This is a genomic window from Cupriavidus sp. HY129 (assembly GCF_059492215.1).
Window position 1 is genome coordinate 1,086,334 of sequence record NZ_CP083255.1, and the last position, 19,730, is coordinate 1,106,063.

Genomic DNA, 19,730 nt, shown 5'->3' on the forward strand with positions numbered 1-19,730 from the left:
GCATCTATTGACAATGGGGAGAAACTAAGGCCGCCTTATACGGAGACACGCCCCTATGACACAAGCAGTTGACCTGTCGCACGAGTTCGCCACGTTTGTCGCCAACACGCAATATTCCAATCTTCCCGCTGCCGCTGTTGAAGGGGCCAAGAAGAGCATCCTCGATACCCTGGGCGTAATGCTGGCGGCCACCGGAGTCGAGCCAGCCGTAAAGGGGGTGAATTCGTTGGTACGTGAAGCCGGCGGGGCTGAGGAGAGTTCTTTGCTTGGCTTCGGGGGACGAGCTCCAGCGCTTTGGGCGGCATTTCATAACGGTGCGCTGGCGCACTGCCTGGACTTTGATGATCACGCGCCCGAGGGCCATCATCCGAGTAGCTCTATCGTCCCTGCGGTTTTCGCTCTCGCGGAGCGCTCCGGGGGTGTCTCCGGGCAGGATCTAGTTGCGGCCGTCGCCGCCGGGCAAGACATGTTTTTGCGTATCCGGCGTAACGTCGCAAACCGGCAGGATTGGCACCTCACGACAGTGATTGGAGTCTACTCGGCGGCTGCGGCTGCGGCTCATGTGCTAAGACTGAATCGCGACCAGATTGTCGATGCCATCGGAATTGCCGGAATGCAATGCTGTGGCACCCTCGAGTTGGCATATGGTGTTGGCAGCGATCTGCGAGGCATGTATGCCGGATTCACGACAAAGGGCGCCGTGCTCGCTGCGATGTTGGCCGAAAAGGGTGTCAGTGGTGTCAAAACCATGTTCGAAGGCAAGGCCGGCTTCTTCAATGTCTACTTTGACGGTGAATACGACCGGGAAAATATGGTGAAGGGTCTCGGCGAGAGTTATGACGGTGGGTCGATTCTCTACAAGCCTTGGCCTTCCTGTGGCGCCTCTCACGGCTTCATTCATGCCACGCTGGAACTGATGAAGGAGCACAAGCTGACGGTCGGAGACATTGAACAGATCCGCGTGAACGTTGGCGATTTCCAGAAGCAGTTGTGCGAGCCAATCGAAAGCCGGCGGCGCCCGGCGACATCTGTGGACGCCAAGTTCAGCATTCCCTTCTGCGTCGCGTTAGCCGCGACCAAGGGCCAAGTGAAGATCTCCGACTTCTTTGGTGAGGCACTTAAGGACCCGCAGGTGCTCGCGACCGCGCAAAAGGTGTCCCACGTTGTGGACGAGAGCTTTGACTGGAAGACGACGCTTCCGAAGGGGCGCCTTGATATTGTCACCCGAGACGGACGCACTCTGTCGAGAGTGGGAGAAAACGTTCCCGGTGACATTGAGTGCCCCATGACATGGGAGTATCTCAACGAAAAGTTCCGATCTGGAGCGGAGCTTGCTGCGGCACCACCTTCTAGCGATGGAATTCGGCAGGCCCAGGAGATGATCCGACATATCGAGGATCTCGACGATGCGACCGATATCCTGCGCGTACTGAGCTGAGCATGGACGCCACGACTGTAGGTATTGCCCGCTACGTTGCGGGTGCAGAATTCAAGAGTTTCCCTGAACGGGCGGTCCACGAATGCCGGCGCCGCATCATAGATAGCGTGGCGTGTGCTGCAGCGGCTTATCCTGAACCGTTCTGCGAAACTGTCCGTAGATTTTCCGCAAACTATGCCGGAGTGCCGGGTGCGCGCATCTGGGGAAGTGGCCAGCGCACGTCCATAGAGATGGCGGCGTTCGCCAACGGAACGATGCTGCGCTATCAGGACTACAACGATACCCACCTCGGCAGAAGTAACGGGCACCCGAGCGACATGATAGGGGGGCTCGTCGCGCTGGCAGATGCTTACAGTCTTAGTGGTGAATCTTTGGTCACCGCCGTCGTCGTCGCGTATGAAGTCTACTGCGGCCTTTGCGACAGTGCGGCGCTGGCAGCCCGCGCTGTCGACCAGGCCACGTGCGCTGCGGCCGGTTCAGCCGCGGGGGCCGCGCGGTTGCTTGGTCTAGATCAAGACAAGGTCGGGGCAGCGATATCGCTGGCCCTGTCTTCAGGTGTGCAACTCTACAACGTCCGTACGGGGAGACTTTCCGATTGGAAGAGCTGCGCCGGTCCTAATGGTGCCCGCCACGGTATCTTTGCAGCGCTGCTGGCTCGCGAGGGTATTACCGGGCCGACTGCAGTGGTAGAAGGGACTGGCGGCTTCCGCGACGTCGTGGGTGAGCTGGACTGGAAGGCCGGGATCAGTGAGATACCGCTCATAGTCGGTACACATCTCAAGTTCCACCCGGTTTGCTACCACGGGCAGGCTGCTGTCGACGCCGCGTTAGCATTGCGAGACAGGCTACCACTACAAGGTATCCAGGCGATCGATGTCATCGACGCAATTGAGGTGGAAACCTATGAGGCTGCGTTTCGCGCTATGGCCGGTGACCCAACGCGGTGGGCGCCGACGAACCGCGAAACGGCGGATCACAGTTTGCCTTTTACGATTGCTGTAGCGTTGTTGAATGGCAGGCTCATCTCTGCCGACTATGAACGGCCGCGCTTGGAAGATCCTCAGATTCGGCATCTGATGAGCCGTATTCAAGTTCGCCGATCAGATGACATGACGAGTGCGTTCCCTGAGCATTCTCGCTGCCGGATCCACCTACGGTTGAAAGACGGTTCCTCATTCAGCCATTTGCAGGAAGATCCCAGGGGCAGCGTTGCGAATCCCCTGACCGATGCCGACTTGGAATCAAAGTTCCAGGAGCTGTACCGCCCCTGGGGAAGCGAGAAGATGGCGCGCCGAGCCTTGGAGATACTGTGGTCGGTAGATCGGCTCACCGACGTTTCGCAACTCGTTGATACCATTTGTAGCGTTCCTGAGAAGTAATCTGTCGGGGCCGTCGCCCCGACTCAACTTATAGCTGCACCACGACCGCCGTAGTGCGGACGCACGTCCACGGTGGCGTCTCGCGCCCTCGTTCTAAGCAGTCTGCCACGCCTTTTCCTGGCTGCTTTTTCCTGGCCGATTCATCGGCGTCTGTCAGTTCCTCCATGTGATTAAAAAAATGCGCCCGCGCCTGACAGTTGGGCACCGCCATCTTTTATTGGCGCTCTGCGTTCACGTGCGGCCTGCGAAGAGCGTAAGCGTAGCTTACCGATATGCCCAAAAAAAGCGACTCGACTTTTGGTGCCGTGAATTTGAAACTTGACTCCACAGCACCAGACATCGATGGAACCAACGACATTGCCCGTCGTGATGTCTAGATGCAGTGAAACCAAGGAAACCAACATGTCCGCTATCCCAATCTCCATCGAACCGAACATCTCCCATGGCGTCACGCTGGATGACGTACTCCAGGCCACTCAAGCGGTCACGCGAAACTTTGGCGACGAGTACTTTGCGAAGCTCGATAAGGAAGAGGCGTTCCCGCATGACTACATCAAGGCGTTGATGGACGCCAAGTTGCATACCGTAATGATTCCCGAAGAGTACGGCGGTATGGGATTGGGCCTACGCGAGGCCTGTGTCATCGTCGAAGAGATGCACCGATCAGGCGGCGTCGGTTCCATGATCCATGGCCAGATGTTCATGATGGGGATTCTCGCTCGCCACGGTACTGGTGAACAAAAGCGCAAGATCCTGGAGGAAGTGTGCGCAGGCCGAGTGCGTCTGCAGTCGTTCTCCCTAACGGAGCCTAACGCTGGCACGGACACCGCGAAGCTTCAAACGAAAGCTTGGCGTGATGGCAACGAGTGGGTAATTACTGGGCAGAAGCTCTGGACGTCGCGCTTCGACTACACCGACGCCTTCATGGTGTTCGCGCGTACCAGCCCGCCGAAAGATCCGGCCAAGCCGCATCAGGGAATTTCAGCATTCCTGGTCGACAAGCGAGAGGTCGATCCGAAGCAATACACGAGTCGCAAGATCGACGTGATGTTCAACCATCATACGTTCGAGGTCTTCTACGACAACATGCGCGTGCCCGAGACGTCTCTCATTGGAGAGGAAGGTAAGGGCTTCAAGTACCTGCTCGACGGTCTGAATGCCGAACGCATCATCATCGCGTCTGAAGCCATCGGCGACGGCCGATGGTTCGTGAATAAGGCGGTCAATTACGCCAAAGAACGTGTGTTGTTTGGCAAACCAATCGGCGCGAACCAGGGCGTGCAATTTCCCATCGCTCTGGGCTACGCGCATCTGGAGGCAGCGGATGCCCTGCGCTGGAAGGCCGCGGAGAAATTCGACCGACGTGAACCGTGTGGTGGAGACGCCAACATCGCGAAAATGCTCGCGTCCGACGCGTCCTGGGAACTCGCCAATGTCTGTATGCAGACGCACGGTGGCTTCGGGCTGGCCAAGGAGTACCACATCGAGCGTCGCTTCCGTGATACCCGCGTGTTTCAGATTGCCCCGATCTCGCCGAACATGGTCCTGAACTACGTAAGCCAGCACGTACTTGGGCTGCCGCGTTCCTACTGAGTCTGGAGTGGATATGAACGAAGGTCTCTACTTCGAAGACTACACGGACGACTGGCGATACGAATCTGCCGAAGTGCCGGTCGCAGAGGATGGCATTGCTGGGTTCGTCGAACTCCACGAGTTCCATACGCCGACTTTTACAGACCGAAGCTATGTCGAGTCTTCACCGGAGTACGGCGCGCGCATGGCACCTGGGCTGCATGTGCTGTGTCTGGCCGAGGGCGCTGTATTGAGGGCAGGGCTGACCAGGCGGCGAGGCATATTCCTGATGGAATTGACTCCGAAGTTCCTGAAGCCCGTGTTCGCTGGAGACACGATCAGTGTTCACGTTCGGTTGCAGTCGAAGCGGCAGACGAGCAAGGACGACCGCGGCGTGGTGACCACCATGCATGAAGTGAAGAACCAACGCGGCGAAGTGGTTGTGACGTACGACTCCACGCGGATGATCCGTACCCGCGCGTACGTCGAGCCAAGCGGCGTCGTCAACTGATAGAGCTTGAGGAGGACAAAAGTGCAAGCAACATTGCCGAAGCCAGTTGTCAATGCTGATTCGCAGATCTACTGGAACGCCGCCCGGGAGCAGCGGTTAGTCATCCGCAAATGCAACGCCTGCGGCGAACTTCACTTCATGCCACGACACCTGTGCCCGTCATGCTGGTCTGATGACCTTGCATGGGTTGAAGCGAAGGGGTCTGGTCGAGTCCATAGCTTCAGCGTGGTCCGTCGGGCGTCCGATCCCGCGTTTGCCTCCCGTGTGCCCTATGTCATTGCCTTGATTGAACTGGACGAGGGCCCGCGCATGATGGCCAATATCCTTGGTGAGGATGCGCTTTCCGTGGCGATGGGTGACGCCGTTCAAGTAGTTTTTGAAGACCGCGGTGACGGCGCTCTAATTCCACAGTTCGAGCGGATCACCACGCGCGGAGCCTGAAATGAAGAAGATCGCGTCCCTTAAAAATAAGGTGGCTATTGTCGGCGTAGGAGAATCCGAGATCGGTCGTGTGCCACATATGTCCGGACTTGGCCTGAACGCACAAGCCGCACGTATCGCGATTGACGATGCCGGGCTGAAAGCAGCCGATATTGACGGTGTACTGACGGCGTACTCTTTCACAGAACCGTACTTCATGCTTGGCTCGGTCTTGTGCGAATACCTCGGGCTGAAGCCTCGCTACAACGCATCAATGGTGGTCGGAGGCGCAAGTCCGGCAGTGATGCTCAAGCACGCAGCTGAAGCTATCGCTGCGGGCCAGGCCGAGACGATCCTGGTCTGCGCGGGGGAGAACAGAGCTACCGGGCAGTCGCGTGACGCGACGGTTAGCAATCTGTTGGCGGTAGGTCATCCATATTTCGAACAGCCCTACGGCGGGTCAATTCCCGGGTACTACGCCATGATTGCGCAGCGGCACATGCATGTTTATGGCACGACCCGTGAGCAGCTAGCACAAGTCGCCGTACAGACACGCAAGCACGCCTTGCTGCACCCGAACGCCCATATGAAGACGCCGATAGGGCTGGACGACGTCTTGGGCGCAAAGCCGATTGCTGACCCATTGGGCATGCTTGATTGCTGTCTAATCTCCGATGCAGGAGGCGCATTCATCGTCACGTCTGCGGAGCGCGCCCGTGACCTGCAGTGCAAGCCGATCTATTTGCAGGGTATCGGCGAATACCACACTCATGAGCACCTGATGTGCGCGCCAAGTCTGACGGAGTTCGGTGCAACGGAATCGGGGCGCGTCGCCTACGAGATGGCGGGACTTGGGCCGCGTGACATTGACGTTGCACAACTCTACGACTGCTTTTCGATTGTGCCGCTCCTAGAACTTGAAGAGCTGGGTTTCGTGGATCGGGGAGAGGGAGGCGCGTTCTTCGCTGAGGGGCATGCAGGAATCGGCGGAACGCTACCGGTCAACACGCATGGTGGCATGTTGTCTCATGCACATGCCGGCGCTGCGGGTGGGCTGTTTGGCATTGTCGAGGCAGTGCGCCAGTTGCGAGGAGGCTTGGGTACGCGCCAAGTCGACGGTGCCGAAGTCGCCCTTGTCCACAATGAGGGCGGCATCCTGTCGTCGCACTGCACCGTCATTCTCGCAAACGGCAGAGGCTGAGTTCCCGATCAATTTCCATTCAGTAGGTATGCCATGACCATTGCAACCGCAGCCCGCGGCAAATACTTCGAGGATTTTGAAGTCGGGCAGGAGTTTATCAGCCCGGCTCGCACGATCACGCTCACGGATATCGTGAATTTCGCCTGCTTGTCTGGGGATTTTAACGAAGTTCATACGAACTTCGAATACTGTAAGACCACCCAATTTGAAGAGCCTATTGCCCACGGACCCCTCGTCTACGCCGTTATGGCTGGCCTGCAGTATGCCAGCGGTGTCAACGACGGAACACTGATTGCATTACTGCAGAATGACCAGTGGCGGATGTTGGCGCCCGTGAAGCACGGCGATACCATCCGTGCGCGCGTTCGAGTATTGGAGAAGAAGGAGACGAGCAAGCCGGATCGAGGCGTGGTCGTGGTCCAACGGGAGGTTCTTAAACAGGATGGAACTGTCGCCCAGGAGATGAGGACGACATTCTTGTACCGACGACGCCCGAAGTAGTGGAAGCACTCCGCGCAGTCGTTCGTGCTTGGCACGTCCCTCAGATGCGCTTTTCGCGCGGAAGTTCTTTTTTGCAGACGTATTCGAATATTTGGCTAGGGTATGGCCGCCACCCATCGCTCCGACTTTGCCGCTATCCGGCTGGAAAGGCAACGATATCTCGGCGGCCAGCTTTAGGTCCAGGAGCTCTGAACTCACCGCTCCCAGCCACCAGAGAAACGCAATGAATTCAATTACGCCCACTCCACACCCTCTTCGAGGTGTCAAGGTCATTGAACTTTCGCACTTGATTGCCGGCCCGTACTGCGGGCAGTTGCTTGCCGAAGAAGGCGCCACCGTAATAAAAGTCGAACCCCCTGAGGGTGAGTTGACGCGCCATCGTGAACCGATGCGTGAGTCCGAGGGCAAGACGATCTCTGGGTACTTTGGCGCGCTCAACCGCGGCAAACAAAGCATCAGCTTGGATCTCAAGAATCCTCAGGGTCTTAGTACATTCCATGATCTCTTGAAGACCACCGATGTGCTGTTGACTAATATGCGTGGCGGCGCACTTAAACGGTTGGGACTCCATCCCGAGGAGTTGCTTTCTCGATATCCTCGGCTGGTAATTGCGTGTATTTCGGGCTTTGGCCTAAGCCGAGCAGGCAAGTACGCTGACAGGGCCGGACTCGCGATGGTTGCGGAGGCGATGTCTGGTACTACCAGTCTGACTCGAAATCATGATGGCGATCCTGTGTGGTGCGGCTTCGCAATGGGTGACATTCTCGCCGGGATGACAGCCCACTCTGCAATCCTGCTTGCGCTGCGCAACCAGGAGAAGCACGGCTTGGGAAGGATTCTGGATCTGAGTATGGTTGAGTGCGCACTGCCTATGGTAAGTGTTGCGCTTGCTCGTGAACAATCGGCGAGTGAGGAACTCAGGGCGTTCGCGGGCTCGAATAACTTCCACGGCGTACCCTATGGTGCGTTTCCAGCTTCCGACGGGTTCGTGAACATTGGTGTTAATCGCGATGACTTTTGGAAACGCCTATGCGAAGCTATGGGACGCCCGGAACTGGGGGTAGATCCACGTTACGAGACCTATGTCGAGCGCGCGAAGCGCCAGCATGAGGTGCATCAGATTACTGACTCGTTTACGCGGCGCTATAGCCGCGAGGAAATTGTTGAAAAGCTAAACGCGGTGGACGTACCTGTGGCCAGCATTCTGACCATGGCGGAAATTGGCAGCAACGAATACATGCGTGCTCGGGGGGCTCTCCGCGTAGTCCGTGATGGGATCGGCGGCACGATGCTTTTGCCTGTGGACCCTACCGGCTTTCAACCGGCCGACGGCAGTGATCTCGTTCCGCAACTAGGCGAGCATAGGGAAGAAGTTCTCTTTCGAGAATTGGGAATTTCCGAGGAAGACATCTCTCTGCTTGAGGAAGCTGGAGCCTTTGGACGGTCGAAGACCTTAGCGACGTCGTAACGTGGAATTGGTACCGAGGAAGGCTCCGTGAAACCGGTACGCTGAGCCTTCGTCGTGCGCTCGTACGCGTGTAGAGCGGCGAGCACGCATCGTCTTCGAGCGAGGCAACGATCAGTTGCTTCGCTACGTATATACCGTTATCTAGCTTTGGTATGGCCGTCAATCCACTGCAGAATGAAGTCGGCAATCTGAAGGTTGTTGGTGTCTTGCATGATCATGTGGCTATTGCCAGGGATTCCGAGCCGAGGAGGGTGCAGCATATCTGCTTTACCTCCTGCCTTGCGCAGGCGCGCGATTAGGCGCTCACATTCGTCAAAGCGTTCCTGCCAACCCGGGCCAGGCAGACCGGTTGGCGCAGAGAGGTGATCTCCGTAGACAACGAGGACCGGGACAGTTGCAAGCTTGACGATCTGTTCATCGGTGTACGAGTCCCCACCGCAGCTACCAGGTTCGACGAGAACAGCGGCCTTTATGACGGCGGTATCCAGCAAGGCTGTCTCCAGGGGAAAGTTCCCCGACTGCGAATGACTGAGCAAAACCGCGCCCTTCACTTGTTTCGCTAACGCCGAGAGAGCCTCGTAGTTCGGATTCGGGTTCGGCAGCGAAGTTGACAAGTCCGGAATGCCCTGTCGCGATAATTCTGAGACCGCCCCAATGGGGTATTTGGTATCTTCAAAAGCAACGCCGTCTTGCGGACCAAACCGGAAGTTAATCCACGCAGCATGGAGATCGCCCATGCGCGTAATGTTCGGCAGATCTTTAGCCAGGGCGAGACCGGCTCCGACGTTATTGAATACAGCTTGATTGAAGCCAGAGCGAGCGCGGCCAACTTGGTCGACTACGTATGTAGGATGGGCTTGGCGGACAAAGTACTCATACCAGCCCATGCGACCATCAGGGGTTGTGTCGAAGCTGTTGCCGCTTAACCCTGCGCCATGCACCATAATCACCGGCGCTTTTAGGGGGCCGGTAGGCACCATGAACTCGACATACATTTGTCCAATGGTCACATGGTCGGCCGGACGGCGGCTTCCCAGCTCAACGAAACTCTGCTCGACGTTGCTTCCACCGATGAAGGTGCTTCCCCTCGAACGAAGCGATAGCGGAGAATCGGGAATTTGAATGGTGTTGAGATCTTGTGCCATGGCGATCTGAGAGAGCGGAGTCGAAGCAATGGCTGAGGCAATGGCCGTCGCGCTCAACCGTCGAATGATTCCTAATGTCATAGATGGAGAATGTTCGTAAGCAGTCCTTCAGCAACGCCTCTCAGCACGTTGCAGGCATAGCCCAAGGCAAGAGAGCAGCGTAGTCATCGGCAGTCGTCGCCAACGGGAGTTTCCTGAACAGCCAGACGAGATACTGGTACGAGTCGATACCGTTGGCCTTGCAGGTTTCGACCAGCGAGTAGAGATTGGCACTGGCGTTGGCGCCAGCCACGGTCGTCGCGAACAGCCATCCCTTTCTTCCGAGAACAAACGGGCGGATCGCGTTCTCGCAGGGATTGTTGGAGATCGGCCATGTGCCATCCTCCACGTAGCGCACGAGCTTGGGCCACTGGCCGTGGAGATACTGCATTGCGCGGCCCAAGAGGCTGCCCGGCACCACGATTGGCAACTGCTCGCGCAGCAGCGCCTCGATCGCCCACAGGACGTGCGTGCTGTAGCGCTGGCGCAGCCGTTGTCTGCGCGCCGGTGACCAGTCTGCCGAACGTGCTTCTGCCGCGAACAGCCTGCCGACGAGCTTGACGAAGCGCGTGGCCGTCAACTGCGGGGTGCGTGCCGCCTTCGGCACCGCCTCCTCGGCCTTGATGAAGCCGCGGCGCGCGTGGGCCCAGCAGCCCAAGTGGACGAGCTGGTTGTCCAGCGCCAGGCCGTTGTAGAGTTCATAGCCGTCGGTGATCAATGCCGTGCCGGGACGGATGCCAGCATAGATCGCCTTGGCATGCGCCGCACCACGCCCAGGGGCGTAGCTGAACAGCCGCACGGGCGGCCCCGAGCCGTTCATTTGCACCCAGACATAGCTCTTGGCCTGCGCTCGCCGTCCTGGCTCCTTCAGAACCTGGAAGGTCGTCTCGTCGCCATGGATCAGATCCGACTCGAACAGCGTGTCGCGCATCAGGTTGATCACGGGCTGCACGGCCAAGCCAACGCGTACCATGCTGGCGGCAATCGTGTTGGCCGAGATGTCGCCGCCGAAGCGGCGCAGCAAGCCGGCTTGGCGGTACAGCGGCATACCAAACTGGTACTTGCCGGTGGCAATCCACGCCAGCGCCGATTCGGTGAACAGGCCACGGGGGATGATGCGTGCCGGTGCCGGCGTGACCTTGATGCCCAGATCGCAGCACGGGCAGGCGTACTTGACGCGCTGGTGCTGGATGACGCGGACCTGTTCGGGAATCACGTCGAGCTGCTCGCTGGTCTCGACACCGATCTCGACCAGAGCATGACCATCGTTCGCGCAGAAGCGCTCGGACTCGGGCAGGTCGTGGCGCACCACCTCGCGCGGCAGATTGGGGTCCAGGGGCTTGCGGCCGCGCTTCTTGCGCGTGTGTGCGGCGACCTTTGTGCCGGGCACATCTTCCAGTGCCGGTTGCGCGCCGGCCGTCAGGGCTTCGGCTTCGTTGAACAGACCGAGCTGGCCTGCATCGCGAGCCTCGCTGGTCGCGCCGAACAGTTCGCGGCGGTAGGCCCGCAGCCGCTCCTCGGCGAGATCACGTTCGGCCTTAACCAGCCGCAACTCTCTGCGCAGAGCATCGCGCTCTGCGAGCAGTTCCTGGAGTTCTTCGGCGCTGATTGTGATGGGCATGTCGGCTTGGACCGACATGCCCATGTGCAGTTCAGCTCGCGCGTGCGTAGAAACGCTGCGGATGCTTCTTGACGACGGCAATGTCGATGCCGTCCAGCAACCAGTGCAACTGCTCGACGCTCAGCTTGACGACGTCGACCGTGTCGGGCCAGATGAAGCGGTCGGCTTCCAGGCGTTTGAGCAACATCCAGAAGCCGTTGCCGTCCCAGCCGAGGATCTTGATGCGGTCGCGCCGGCGATTGCCGAACACGTACAGTGCCTGTGCCATCGGATTGAGCGACATCGCCTGCTCGACCAGGATCGACAGGCCGTTGATGCCCAGACGGAAGTCCACGGCCTCGCGATGCAGAAAGACCTTCAGGCCGTCGTCGAACCGAAACATGGCTGCCTCCCCAGCATCTGGATGATCGCCGCCATGGCCTCGATGTTCGCCTCGTTCAGATCGAACTCGACTCCATTGGGAAGCCGCACGTGCAGAGCAACGGTCAGGGCCTGTGGTTGCGGCGCTGTCGCCCTTGGCGCAGACGCTGTCACGACCGGTACAAACGCAGTCGCGGCCTGGCTTGCCGTGGCTTCACTTGCCGGCTGAGCCGGGATGTCGATACACACACCATCGAGGTGGCCCGCGTCCGGTGCTTCGGGTATGACCGCTTGGGGCGGCTGCGTTGCCTCCTGCCACGCTTGCTCCCGCTCCATCAGATACCGCGTGATCCACTTGCGCAGCAGATTGGCGTTGACGCCGCAGGTCTGCGCCATGCGGGCGACCGATGTGCCCGGCTTCAGGCAGGCCTCAACCAACGCGCGTTTGCTTTGCTCGTCGAACTTGCGACGGCCGTCCTTGCGCGATTCAAGCACTCTCAACTCAGGGATCGTCTGTTCCATAGGTGTCCACCTTGTGTAGGTGGACACCATCATCCCTACTCATCGACTACCTCGGTAGGGCGTGTTTGAAGGACGGCTTACGAATGTTCGATTTTCTTTGGTCTTATGGTCTTGGTGCCTGCGCGTGGTCGACGTCGCAAGACCGATGCCAGTCCTCTAACCATGAAGTTTCAGTGGGTAAACTCTTACGCGCCGGTGCCTCTTGCAACGACATGTCTTTGCCGCAGGCATCTCTGTCGTTGCCGAAGTCATTGGGCTTGTCGCGGCGTGCCTGACTACAGAGATAGTCCGGCATTGAGCCAACGTGGCTGAGGATGGACAAGTGCCGCAAAGATAGAAGGTCCTTGACGCGCTCAGAGAGGAGCGGCTCCGGAATGTGGTGGCTGGCACAGGAATTGTAAGTAGTTTCCTCTAGTCAAATCCCACGGTGCATAGGCACGCGCGTACCCATGGCGCTTTCTTCCCATCGGCGTCGCATTGTCGAGTTACTCAACTTTGGCTGCAAGCTTTTCATCGTCCGATCTCCGCTGCACAACGGACCGGTTTATGCTGCGCTGCAAAGGCCTGGCGATCATATTGATGTCGAAGTCATACCTTGGTGGCGCGCAGGAAAGTTGCTCCGAACAGGCAAGGTGAAGCTTGACAAATCTGATCCCGCGACTGCAACCCAGATTGAAATCAGCGGGCGAATGGTTCACCGACGTAGAGGTGCATTGTGAAGGACCGGTGATTTGGAGTGTAACCGCCGTTTCCGAGCGGAGAATTTTGCGAGCCGCAGGCAGTGGACGAGCAACCCTACACTGCCTGCGCAAGTATGATGCAAAGAACGCGGCCCTAAAGGCCGTTACTTCGTCCCTGAAGTGGTCGCTAGTTGTCGGTTGAGAGCTTCCCTAGCTCGACGTGCGCTTTCTGCATCCACTTGGTCAGCCAAGACCTGTGTGAGTTGGAGCAGCTGTCCTGCTGTTAAGCCGACGTTCATGCTGATGCGCATATGTGCTTGCAACTGCGGCTCAACTCCGGGGAGCGCGGAGAGCATTCCCACGGTGGCAAGCTCACGGCTTTGCCAGTCAAGATTGTCGCGCTCGAAGATGTCACCGAAGAGGTGCGTCTTCAAGTATTCGTCAATCGCCGGGGCAAACTCGAACAGGGGGCCCTTTACTGGACCACCCGAAAGTTGGGTCTGATTTGCGGTTCCTGCAGAGAGTAGAGCTTGACCATTTGGAGCGGGCTTGCTGGGAGATTTGCCGAGAGCGTCAACAATACCTCGCTCCTTTCGGGACGCCAGTACTTTCATGAGCTCGGTGAGCGCGTTAAGACTGCGTGGAAATCCCGCGTAGGCATAGAGCTGTACGAGGATCTCCCTCGTATCACTTACCGTGAGGCCTGCATCCAACCCATGGTTCAAGGCCGTAGCAAGCTTTGCTAAGTCGCCCGCAGAGGCAAGAGCAGCAATAGGTACGATAGCCTGCTGCTGGGCGGAAAGAGTTTCCGAAGCAGTAGTTGTGTTTGACATAGTTTTCGACTCTTGGGAGTTTGGTGCTGCTTGACACACGGCAGCAGCCAAGCCGAGCGAGACCGCCAACGCAAGGGACATGCAGCGCCGACCAATCGACTTATCGCGCGTTGTACTGAGCATCGGTGACTTTCTCCATCCATTCAACATTCTTGTTGTCCACCGTTCCGGTTACAGCGAGATGCGTCATTGCGTTGGTCGGCGAGGCGCCATGCCAGTGCTTAACGCCAGGAGGGCACCACACCACATCTCCAGGGTGGATTTCACGAGCCTGTTTTCCCCATTCCTGCGTTAGTCCAACGCCAGAAGTTACTACGAAATATTGGCCTTTGGGGTGGACGTGCCACGCGGATCTTGCTCCCGGCTCAAACGTCACCAAGCCGCCGGAAGCATTGATATCTGCGTTGGCGGACCAGACCGGGTCAATGCGTACTCGTCCAGTGAAGTACTCTGCAGGCGCAGAAACGGACGGACGGCTTCCCGCACGAATGATCTCTTGGGAGGCTGCCGGCGATCCTTCTTTGGCTTGCTGGGCAATGGCTCCAGTCGCGACTGCCTGGAGCGCCACGGCGACAAGAGCCAGTCGCGAGATGAAAGTTACCTTGGTGGTACTCATTTTTCCGTTCTTCCCTTGTTGAGAAATGCCAAAAAACCCGCGTGGCGTTTGAAGCGTCGCAGTCGACTTGGTGAGTGCCCGTATCCGGCAGACGAGCTTTCCAACTGAAGGTAATGCGCTGCTATTGCTCTACCTTGCGGATCGTTACTCTGAGCGTTCCTGGTCGTCGGATGATCTCGATGCCTGAGACCAACGTGCCGAGTCTGATCAGCCCCTTCGCGTAGGAAAACTCCTTGTGAAATATCGCCAGATTCCCCCACGGCGCGTAGTAGGTGACGTCGCCAATGTGAGGTGTCATTCCGGACTGGGCACCCGCAGTGGACAAACGACGGGGCAAATCAGCAATTTTCTCGGTCGCTGCGTAGTCTTCTAAGTCGACCGAGAGCGGCAGCAAAGAGAAGAAATCCTTTGCTGATTCGCTGTTGTCCAACGTCGCTGTGATGGTAGTCCCGTCGATGTCCATGCTGATTTGCATGGCGTGCTCCTCTTGATGAGCGGGGGATCGCCCCGAATTGGGAATCTCGGCGCTCGTTGCTGCATTCACTGCCGATGTCGAGACGATAGTGAGAAGAGTGCCAACAACAAGCGTCATCTGTGGAAACAGCGGGCGAGAACCTTACGCGACGACACGGCCTTCGATGGGATAGCCGGGGTCCGTATATCCTGGGGTCGATGCGTGGCCCGGGGGAACTAGTCCATTGACGAACCGTTCGTCCTCTGGAGTAATCTGCAATTTCAGCGCTTCAGCATAGCTGTCCCACTGTGCTTCCGTACGGGGGCCAGCAATGCTCGCGCTAACCAATCGGTTGTTAAGCACCCAAGCGAGGGCGAATGCGATAGACGTGGTGCCTCGTTCGGCCGCATGCTTGGCGACAGCCTGTGCAATTCGAAGCGATTCGGGGCGCCATTCCGTCTGCTGCATGCGCTTGTCGCCACGACCGGCACGGCTATCAGCCGGCGGGGCAACGTCTATCGCGTACTTTCCCGATAGCACGCCGCGAGCCAACGGACTGTAGGGAACAACGCCCAAGCCATAGTGGCCTGCAGCCGGAAATTGCTCAACTTCCGCGGTTCGGTCGACGATGTTGTAGAGCGGCTCGCTGGCAACGGGTCTGTCGATGCCAAGTTGGTCGGCGATGCGAACGACTTCGGCAATACGCCAGCCACGAAAGTTTGAAACGCCAAAGTAGCGAATCTTGCCTTGCCGGACTAGGTCGCCGACGGCGCGCACACCTTCTTCGAGCTGAAGACCAGGAATCGCGCGATGAAAGTAGAGCAGATCGATATAGTCAGTGCCGAGACGTTTGAGACTTGCTTCGACTGAATCGAAAATCCACTTTCGAGATTGTCCTTGTCGGTTTGGCCCTGCAGATGTGGCCGCCGGAAAGCCAAACTTTGTGGCTAGAACCCAATCATTTCTATTGGGGGCAATGGCTCGCCCTACGATTTCCTCTGAGCGTCCCGCGTGATAAACATCCGCCGTATCGATGAAGTTGACGCCTTGGTCCGCTGCTTTTGTGATGATGCGTTGGGAGGTCGCTTCGGCGGTTTCGCCGCCGAACATCATTGCGCCAAGGCAAAGGGGTGAAACTTGCAGTGCGCTTCGCCCTAGATATCGGTAGTCCATGATTTAGTTCTCCTGTGTCGCGGGGGATTCAATAGTCCTGGCTCGTGGGGCGGAACAGGACTTCATTGATATCCACGTCATCGGGCTGATTCATTGCAAATTCCACCACGCGAGCAAATGAATCAGCGGAGACTGCTTTCTCATAGACTTTCGCGATTCCGGCGGCCACATCAGAGTCGGTAATCGTGCTGGGCAATTCCGTCGCAACAGCACCGGGCGAGATGATGGTAGTGCGGATGTTGTAGGGCTTTACTTCCTGACGCAGTCCTTCCGAGATCACTCGGACCGCGTGCTTGGTGGCTGCGTAGACGGCACCACCCGGACCAACTTTGTGGCCTGCTACGGACGCAACATTGATAAAGTGACCGCTCTTTTGTGCCTGCATGACCGGCAGTGCGGCAGCGATTCCGTAAAGCACGCCCTTGATGTTGACGTCAATCATGCGGTCCCATTCGTCAACGTGTAACCGGGCGAGCATGGCGCTGGGCATCAGGCCGGCATTGTTCAGCATCACATCGATACGTCCATGCAGTTCGATGGCGCGATCTACGAGCTGCTTTACTTGGGCGCGGTCGGTCACATCGGTCTGCACTACCGCCTGGTCGCCTAAGCCTAGTTCCTTCGCGAGTGCATGCAGCCTGTCCAACCGTCGCGCACCGAGAATTATCTTGGCGCCATGGGCAGCCAGCAATCGTGCTGTAGCCTCACCCAGTCCGCTGCTAGCACCGGTAATCACCACAACCTTGCCTGCAATATTGCTGTTCATCTCACGTTCCTCTGCTTGATAGCGAAATGGACATAAAGTGACGTATGGCATACATATTGCGCCTGTAAGACGCCATATTGATGTGCCGTTCGCCAAAGCCACCGCTGTGACATGAACTGTATTGCGTGGGGCAGTAGTTCGGTAGACGGTAAAATCTGCATGCTCTTGTGCAAACGGCTCACCAATGGCAAAAGAAAATCTGAACGACCTCCAGGCGTTTGTGGCAGTCGCCCGCGAACGCAGTTTCACCAGAGCAGCCGCGCAGTTGGGTGTCTCTCGGTCCGCTCTGAGCCATGCGATGTTGGCCCTGGAAGCCCGCCTTGGCGTGCGTCTGCTCACGCGCACAACGCGAAGTGTCTCCACCACTGAGGCAGGTGCACGGTTAATGAATACGGTCGCTCCCCGGTTAGATGAGATTGAACTGGAGTTGGGTTCACTGAGTGAGTTGCGCGACAAGCCTGCAGGTACGGTGCGTATCAGTGCTCATGATCACGCGATCTCGACCATCCTTTGGCCCAAGTTGCTCCCGTTGATGAAGGAGTACCCAGACATCAATGTCGAACTTAACGTGGACTATGGACTTACCGACATCGCGGCAGAACGATTCGATGCTGGTGTGCGGTTGGGCGACCAGGTGGACAAGGATATGATCGCGGTGCGGATCGCGCCGGATTTGCGCATGGCGGTTGTGGGTTCACCGGAGTACTTTGCGGCGAGGTCAACGCCCGTCACGCCCCACGATCTCACAGGGCATCATTGCATCAATCTACGATTGCCCACAGATGGCCGCCTATATGCCTGGGAGTTTGAGAAGGGCGATGAGCGGATCAATGTGCGTGTAGACGGTCGGGCTGCGTTCAACAATACCTTCCTTAAAGTCCAGGCGGCGCTGGATGGCATGGGATTGACGTTTTCCCCGCTGGATGTAGTGCAGCCGCACATTGACACTGGGCGATTGGTACCTGTTCTTGAGGATTGGTGGCCCACGTTTCCGGGTTACCACCTCTACTATGCCAGTCGTCGTCAGTTGGCGCCCGCACTGGCGCTGGTCATTGATACGCTGCGCTGGAGCGGGCGATCTCGAGCCCTCAAATAGGCCCCTGAGGAGATCGGGCAATTGACCAACCGGATAGGGGGCGTCCTTCGACGTGATGTGCCGCCACCTATGGCCAATGTGGACGCAAAGATAGCTGCGCCTCCACCACTCCTTCCCTGGCTGCCCGACCGCGAAGCGGGCTCAGAGGTGCCTACCCGAGGGGAGGAGAGTTCTTCAACCTTGAGTAGCGCCTCAAAGGGTTATTCCAATAGGAGATCTCTAGGCGATCACAGAGGCTCTGGAATAACCAAGTACATATCCTCAATTGCGACATTTCTACGCTGTTTTTGGGAGGATATCTTTCTTGAGGTATGAAAGGAAAAGCCGAAGGCCCCCCGTGGCTGGCACAGGGAGCCTCCTTCCATCGTCCAGATGCTGAATGATTCCGACAGTCTTCCCGAGCCGTGCGCTATCTTCGCCCGCACGCTGGTCGTCTCAGCTCTTCCCCCACAGCTGACCAGTTTCCCCCCGCCGCTGCCGTATCAAGCCGACCAGCGAGGCGGTCACCACCGAAGCCTCTCAATTGGAAAGGGCGGCCCTCCCGCCGGGCGCCATTGTGGTCGGCCGACGTGTGACATAGACGTATACGTTCGCGAAAGGGTCATGAGCGGAACTATTTTGTAACAAATGAAGGAATCGGTATTGTTGGCAGCAACTGGCAAACGGGAGCGAATGACTGCACGATCGTCAATACACGTTACCGTTTTGTGTGTCCGGCTATTGCGTGAAACGGCGATCTTAACGTCCGGAGAGTTCAATGATTACCTTGCCGAAGTGCGAGGCTAAGCTCAGATGCCGATAGGCAGCTTTCGCACTATCGAAGGAGAAGATCTTGCTAATATAGGGTCGGATTTGATGATATTGAACCATGCGGTTCATTGCTTCATGGTCGGCTGTCGATCCAACATTGATACCCCTGAGCGTTTTCCATGGCACTAATGCGCGTGGGCTGAGGGTGCCAGTGGATAGGGCGCCAATCATGTGAATCTGCCCTCCGATTGCGACACTGGCTACAGACCTGTCGATGGTTCCGCCACCGCCGACCTCGACGACATGGTCAACACCGCGGCCATCCGTGAGCCTCAGCACTTCGTCCTGCCACTCGGGCGACGATCGATAATTGATTGTGTCAGTCGCACCGATTTCGCGGGCAATGGCGAGCTTCTCGTCGCTTGACGAAGTCGAGATAACGCGTGCACCGGCCGCGCGTGCAAACTGAATGGCAAAGGTTGATACGCCCCCCGTACCGAGCGTGAGTACGGTTTGGCCGCTAATCAGAGGACGAGGACCGAAGAGTGCGTTCCAGGCGGTCAAGCCGGCGCAAGGAAAGCATGCGGCCTCTTGGAACGAAAGATGGTCAGGGATACGGACGGCGTGATTCTCGTCGCAAGCAACGAGTTCTGCCAGCACGCCGTCAACAGCCGCTCCACGTGATCGCGGAAGATCTGCGGCGGTCATGGGGCCAGCGATCCAGCTGCTAGAAAAGGTGGGACTGACTCTGTCGCCGACCTTAAAGCGGCTGACATCGGGGCCGACGGCTATCACCTCTCCGGCGCCGTCGGACAAGGCAATGACGCGGTCGGGACGAAGGCCGTTGTAGTTGGCGTTGATAATCAGCAAATCACGGTAGTTCAGCGACCACGCTTTCATGCTGACCAAAACTTGTCCACGCAGGGCCGCAGGATCCGGCCTTTGACTCAGATTTACGCTATCCAGGCCATTTGCACCGTTAAGTTCGTAGACTCGCATGTGTGTTCTTCCGATTTGCGGACGATGCCAGAGCTCAACCGAAAATTCACAGTTCGACAGTGAGTTGCGGCGACAACGGCACCGGCCCACATCAATTGTTGTTCCCTGGCAAGATTCTTTTCAAAGCAGCAAAAGCTAGGGGAACCCAACTGGCTCCCCTAGCTACACCTCTCTGGTCATCTGGTG

General features: G+C 57.8%; 19 protein-coding genes. 9 read left to right on the forward strand and 10 right to left on the reverse strand.

Annotated elements, in window-relative coordinates; translation table 11 throughout:
• Positions 1–55: 55 nt before the first annotated feature.
• The 8 genes from K6G35_RS21210 (at position 56) to K6G35_RS21245 (ending at position 8,490) form a co-directional block, all read left to right on the forward strand.
• A complete protein-coding gene (locus K6G35_RS21210) occupies positions 56–1,438 on the forward strand; it encodes an MmgE/PrpD family protein (RefSeq protein WP_495676991.1) in 1,383 nt (460 codons plus the stop codon).
• A 2-nt stretch (positions 1,439–1,440) separates the two neighbouring features.
• Complete coding sequence (locus K6G35_RS21215) at positions 1,441–2,817, forward strand: MmgE/PrpD family protein (protein ID WP_495676992.1); 1,377 nt, start codon at positions 1,441–1,443, stop codon at positions 2,815–2,817.
• A gap of 402 nt (positions 2,818–3,219) precedes the next feature.
• On the forward strand, positions 3,220–4,410 hold the full coding sequence (locus tag K6G35_RS21220; protein ID WP_495677118.1) for an acyl-CoA dehydrogenase family protein: 1,191 nt from the start codon (positions 3,220–3,222) through the stop codon (positions 4,408–4,410).
• A 13-nt stretch (positions 4,411–4,423) separates the two neighbouring features.
• A complete protein-coding gene (locus K6G35_RS21225) occupies positions 4,424–4,900 on the forward strand; it encodes a MaoC family dehydratase (protein WP_495676993.1) in 477 nt (158 codons plus the stop codon).
• A 21-nt stretch (positions 4,901–4,921) separates the two neighbouring features.
• Positions 4,922–5,341 (forward strand): Zn-ribbon domain-containing OB-fold protein, encoded by a 420-nt coding sequence (locus tag K6G35_RS21230; protein WP_495676994.1) that lies wholly within the window; start codon positions 4,922–4,924, stop codon positions 5,339–5,341.
• 1 nt (position 5,342) lies between these two features.
• The gene (locus tag K6G35_RS21235) at positions 5,343–6,521 is read left to right on the forward strand and encodes a thiolase C-terminal domain-containing protein (protein ID WP_495676995.1); all 1,179 of its coding nucleotides are present in this window, start codon (positions 5,343–5,345) and stop codon (positions 6,519–6,521) included.
• A gap of 33 nt (positions 6,522–6,554) precedes the next feature.
• Positions 6,555–7,022, forward strand: coding sequence for a MaoC/PaaZ C-terminal domain-containing protein (locus K6G35_RS21240; RefSeq protein WP_495676996.1), 468 nt, complete (start codon positions 6,555–6,557; stop codon positions 7,020–7,022).
• A gap of 223 nt (positions 7,023–7,245) precedes the next feature.
• Positions 7,246–8,490 carry a CaiB/BaiF CoA transferase family protein gene (locus K6G35_RS21245; RefSeq protein ID WP_495676997.1) on the forward strand — a complete coding sequence of 415 codons (1,245 nt, stop codon included), beginning with the start codon at positions 7,246–7,248 and terminating at the stop codon, positions 8,488–8,490.
• Between the two features lie 137 nt (positions 8,491–8,627).
• Here K6G35_RS21245 and K6G35_RS21250 read toward each other — a convergent pair whose 3' ends face one another.
• The 9 genes from K6G35_RS21250 to K6G35_RS21290 form a co-directional block, all read right to left on the reverse strand.
• Positions 8,628–9,635 (reverse strand): alpha/beta hydrolase family protein, encoded by a 1,008-nt coding sequence (locus K6G35_RS21250; protein WP_495676998.1) that lies wholly within the window; start codon positions 9,633–9,635, stop codon positions 8,628–8,630.
• 121 nt (positions 9,636–9,756) lie between these two features.
• A complete protein-coding gene (gene tnpC, locus K6G35_RS21255) occupies positions 9,757–11,295 on the reverse strand; it encodes an IS66 family transposase (RefSeq protein ID WP_495677119.1) in 1,539 nt (512 codons plus the stop codon).
• Between the two features lie 31 nt (positions 11,296–11,326).
• Positions 11,327–11,677 carry an IS66 family insertion sequence element accessory protein TnpB gene (gene tnpB, locus K6G35_RS21260; RefSeq protein WP_205190083.1) on the reverse strand — a complete coding sequence of 117 codons (351 nt, stop codon included), beginning with the start codon at positions 11,675–11,677 and terminating at the stop codon, positions 11,327–11,329.
• On the reverse strand, positions 11,653–12,177 hold the full coding sequence (locus tag K6G35_RS21265; RefSeq protein ID WP_205190082.1) for a transposase: 525 nt from the start codon (positions 12,175–12,177) through the stop codon (positions 11,653–11,655). Before K6G35_RS21265 ends, tnpB begins: the two co-directional genes overlap by 25 nt.
• An 844-nt stretch (positions 12,178–13,021) precedes the next feature.
• Positions 13,022–13,690, reverse strand: coding sequence for a carboxymuconolactone decarboxylase family protein (locus K6G35_RS21270; protein ID WP_495676999.1), 669 nt, complete (start codon positions 13,688–13,690; stop codon positions 13,022–13,024).
• A gap of 100 nt (positions 13,691–13,790) precedes the next feature.
• Positions 13,791–14,306, reverse strand: a complete 516-nt coding sequence (locus K6G35_RS21275; RefSeq protein WP_495677000.1) for a (R)-mandelonitrile lyase — start codon at positions 14,304–14,306, stop codon at positions 13,791–13,793.
• Between the two features lie 121 nt (positions 14,307–14,427).
• Positions 14,428–14,781 carry a cyclophilin-like fold protein gene (locus K6G35_RS21280; protein ID WP_495677001.1) on the reverse strand — a complete coding sequence of 118 codons (354 nt, stop codon included), beginning with the start codon at positions 14,779–14,781 and terminating at the stop codon, positions 14,428–14,430.
• Between the two features lie 141 nt (positions 14,782–14,922).
• Positions 14,923–15,933: an aldo/keto reductase gene (locus tag K6G35_RS21285; RefSeq protein WP_495677002.1), complete on the reverse strand. Its 1,011-nt coding sequence runs from the start codon at positions 15,931–15,933 to the stop codon at positions 14,923–14,925.
• A gap of 28 nt (positions 15,934–15,961) precedes the next feature.
• Positions 15,962–16,699 carry an SDR family oxidoreductase gene (locus K6G35_RS21290; protein WP_495677003.1) on the reverse strand — a complete coding sequence of 246 codons (738 nt, stop codon included), beginning with the start codon at positions 16,697–16,699 and terminating at the stop codon, positions 15,962–15,964.
• Positions 16,700–16,883: 184 nt separating this feature from the next.
• Between K6G35_RS21290 and K6G35_RS21295 the strand changes: the two genes are divergently transcribed.
• Positions 16,884–17,795 (forward strand): LysR family transcriptional regulator, encoded by a 912-nt coding sequence (locus K6G35_RS21295; RefSeq protein WP_495677004.1) that lies wholly within the window; start codon positions 16,884–16,886, stop codon positions 17,793–17,795.
• A 738-nt stretch (positions 17,796–18,533) separates the two neighbouring features.
• Here the strand turns inward: K6G35_RS21295 and K6G35_RS21300 are convergent.
• Complete coding sequence (locus tag K6G35_RS21300; protein ID WP_495677005.1) at positions 18,534–19,544, reverse strand: zinc-dependent alcohol dehydrogenase family protein; 1,011 nt, start codon at positions 19,542–19,544, stop codon at positions 18,534–18,536.
• Between the last annotated feature and the right edge of the window lie 186 nt (positions 19,545–19,730).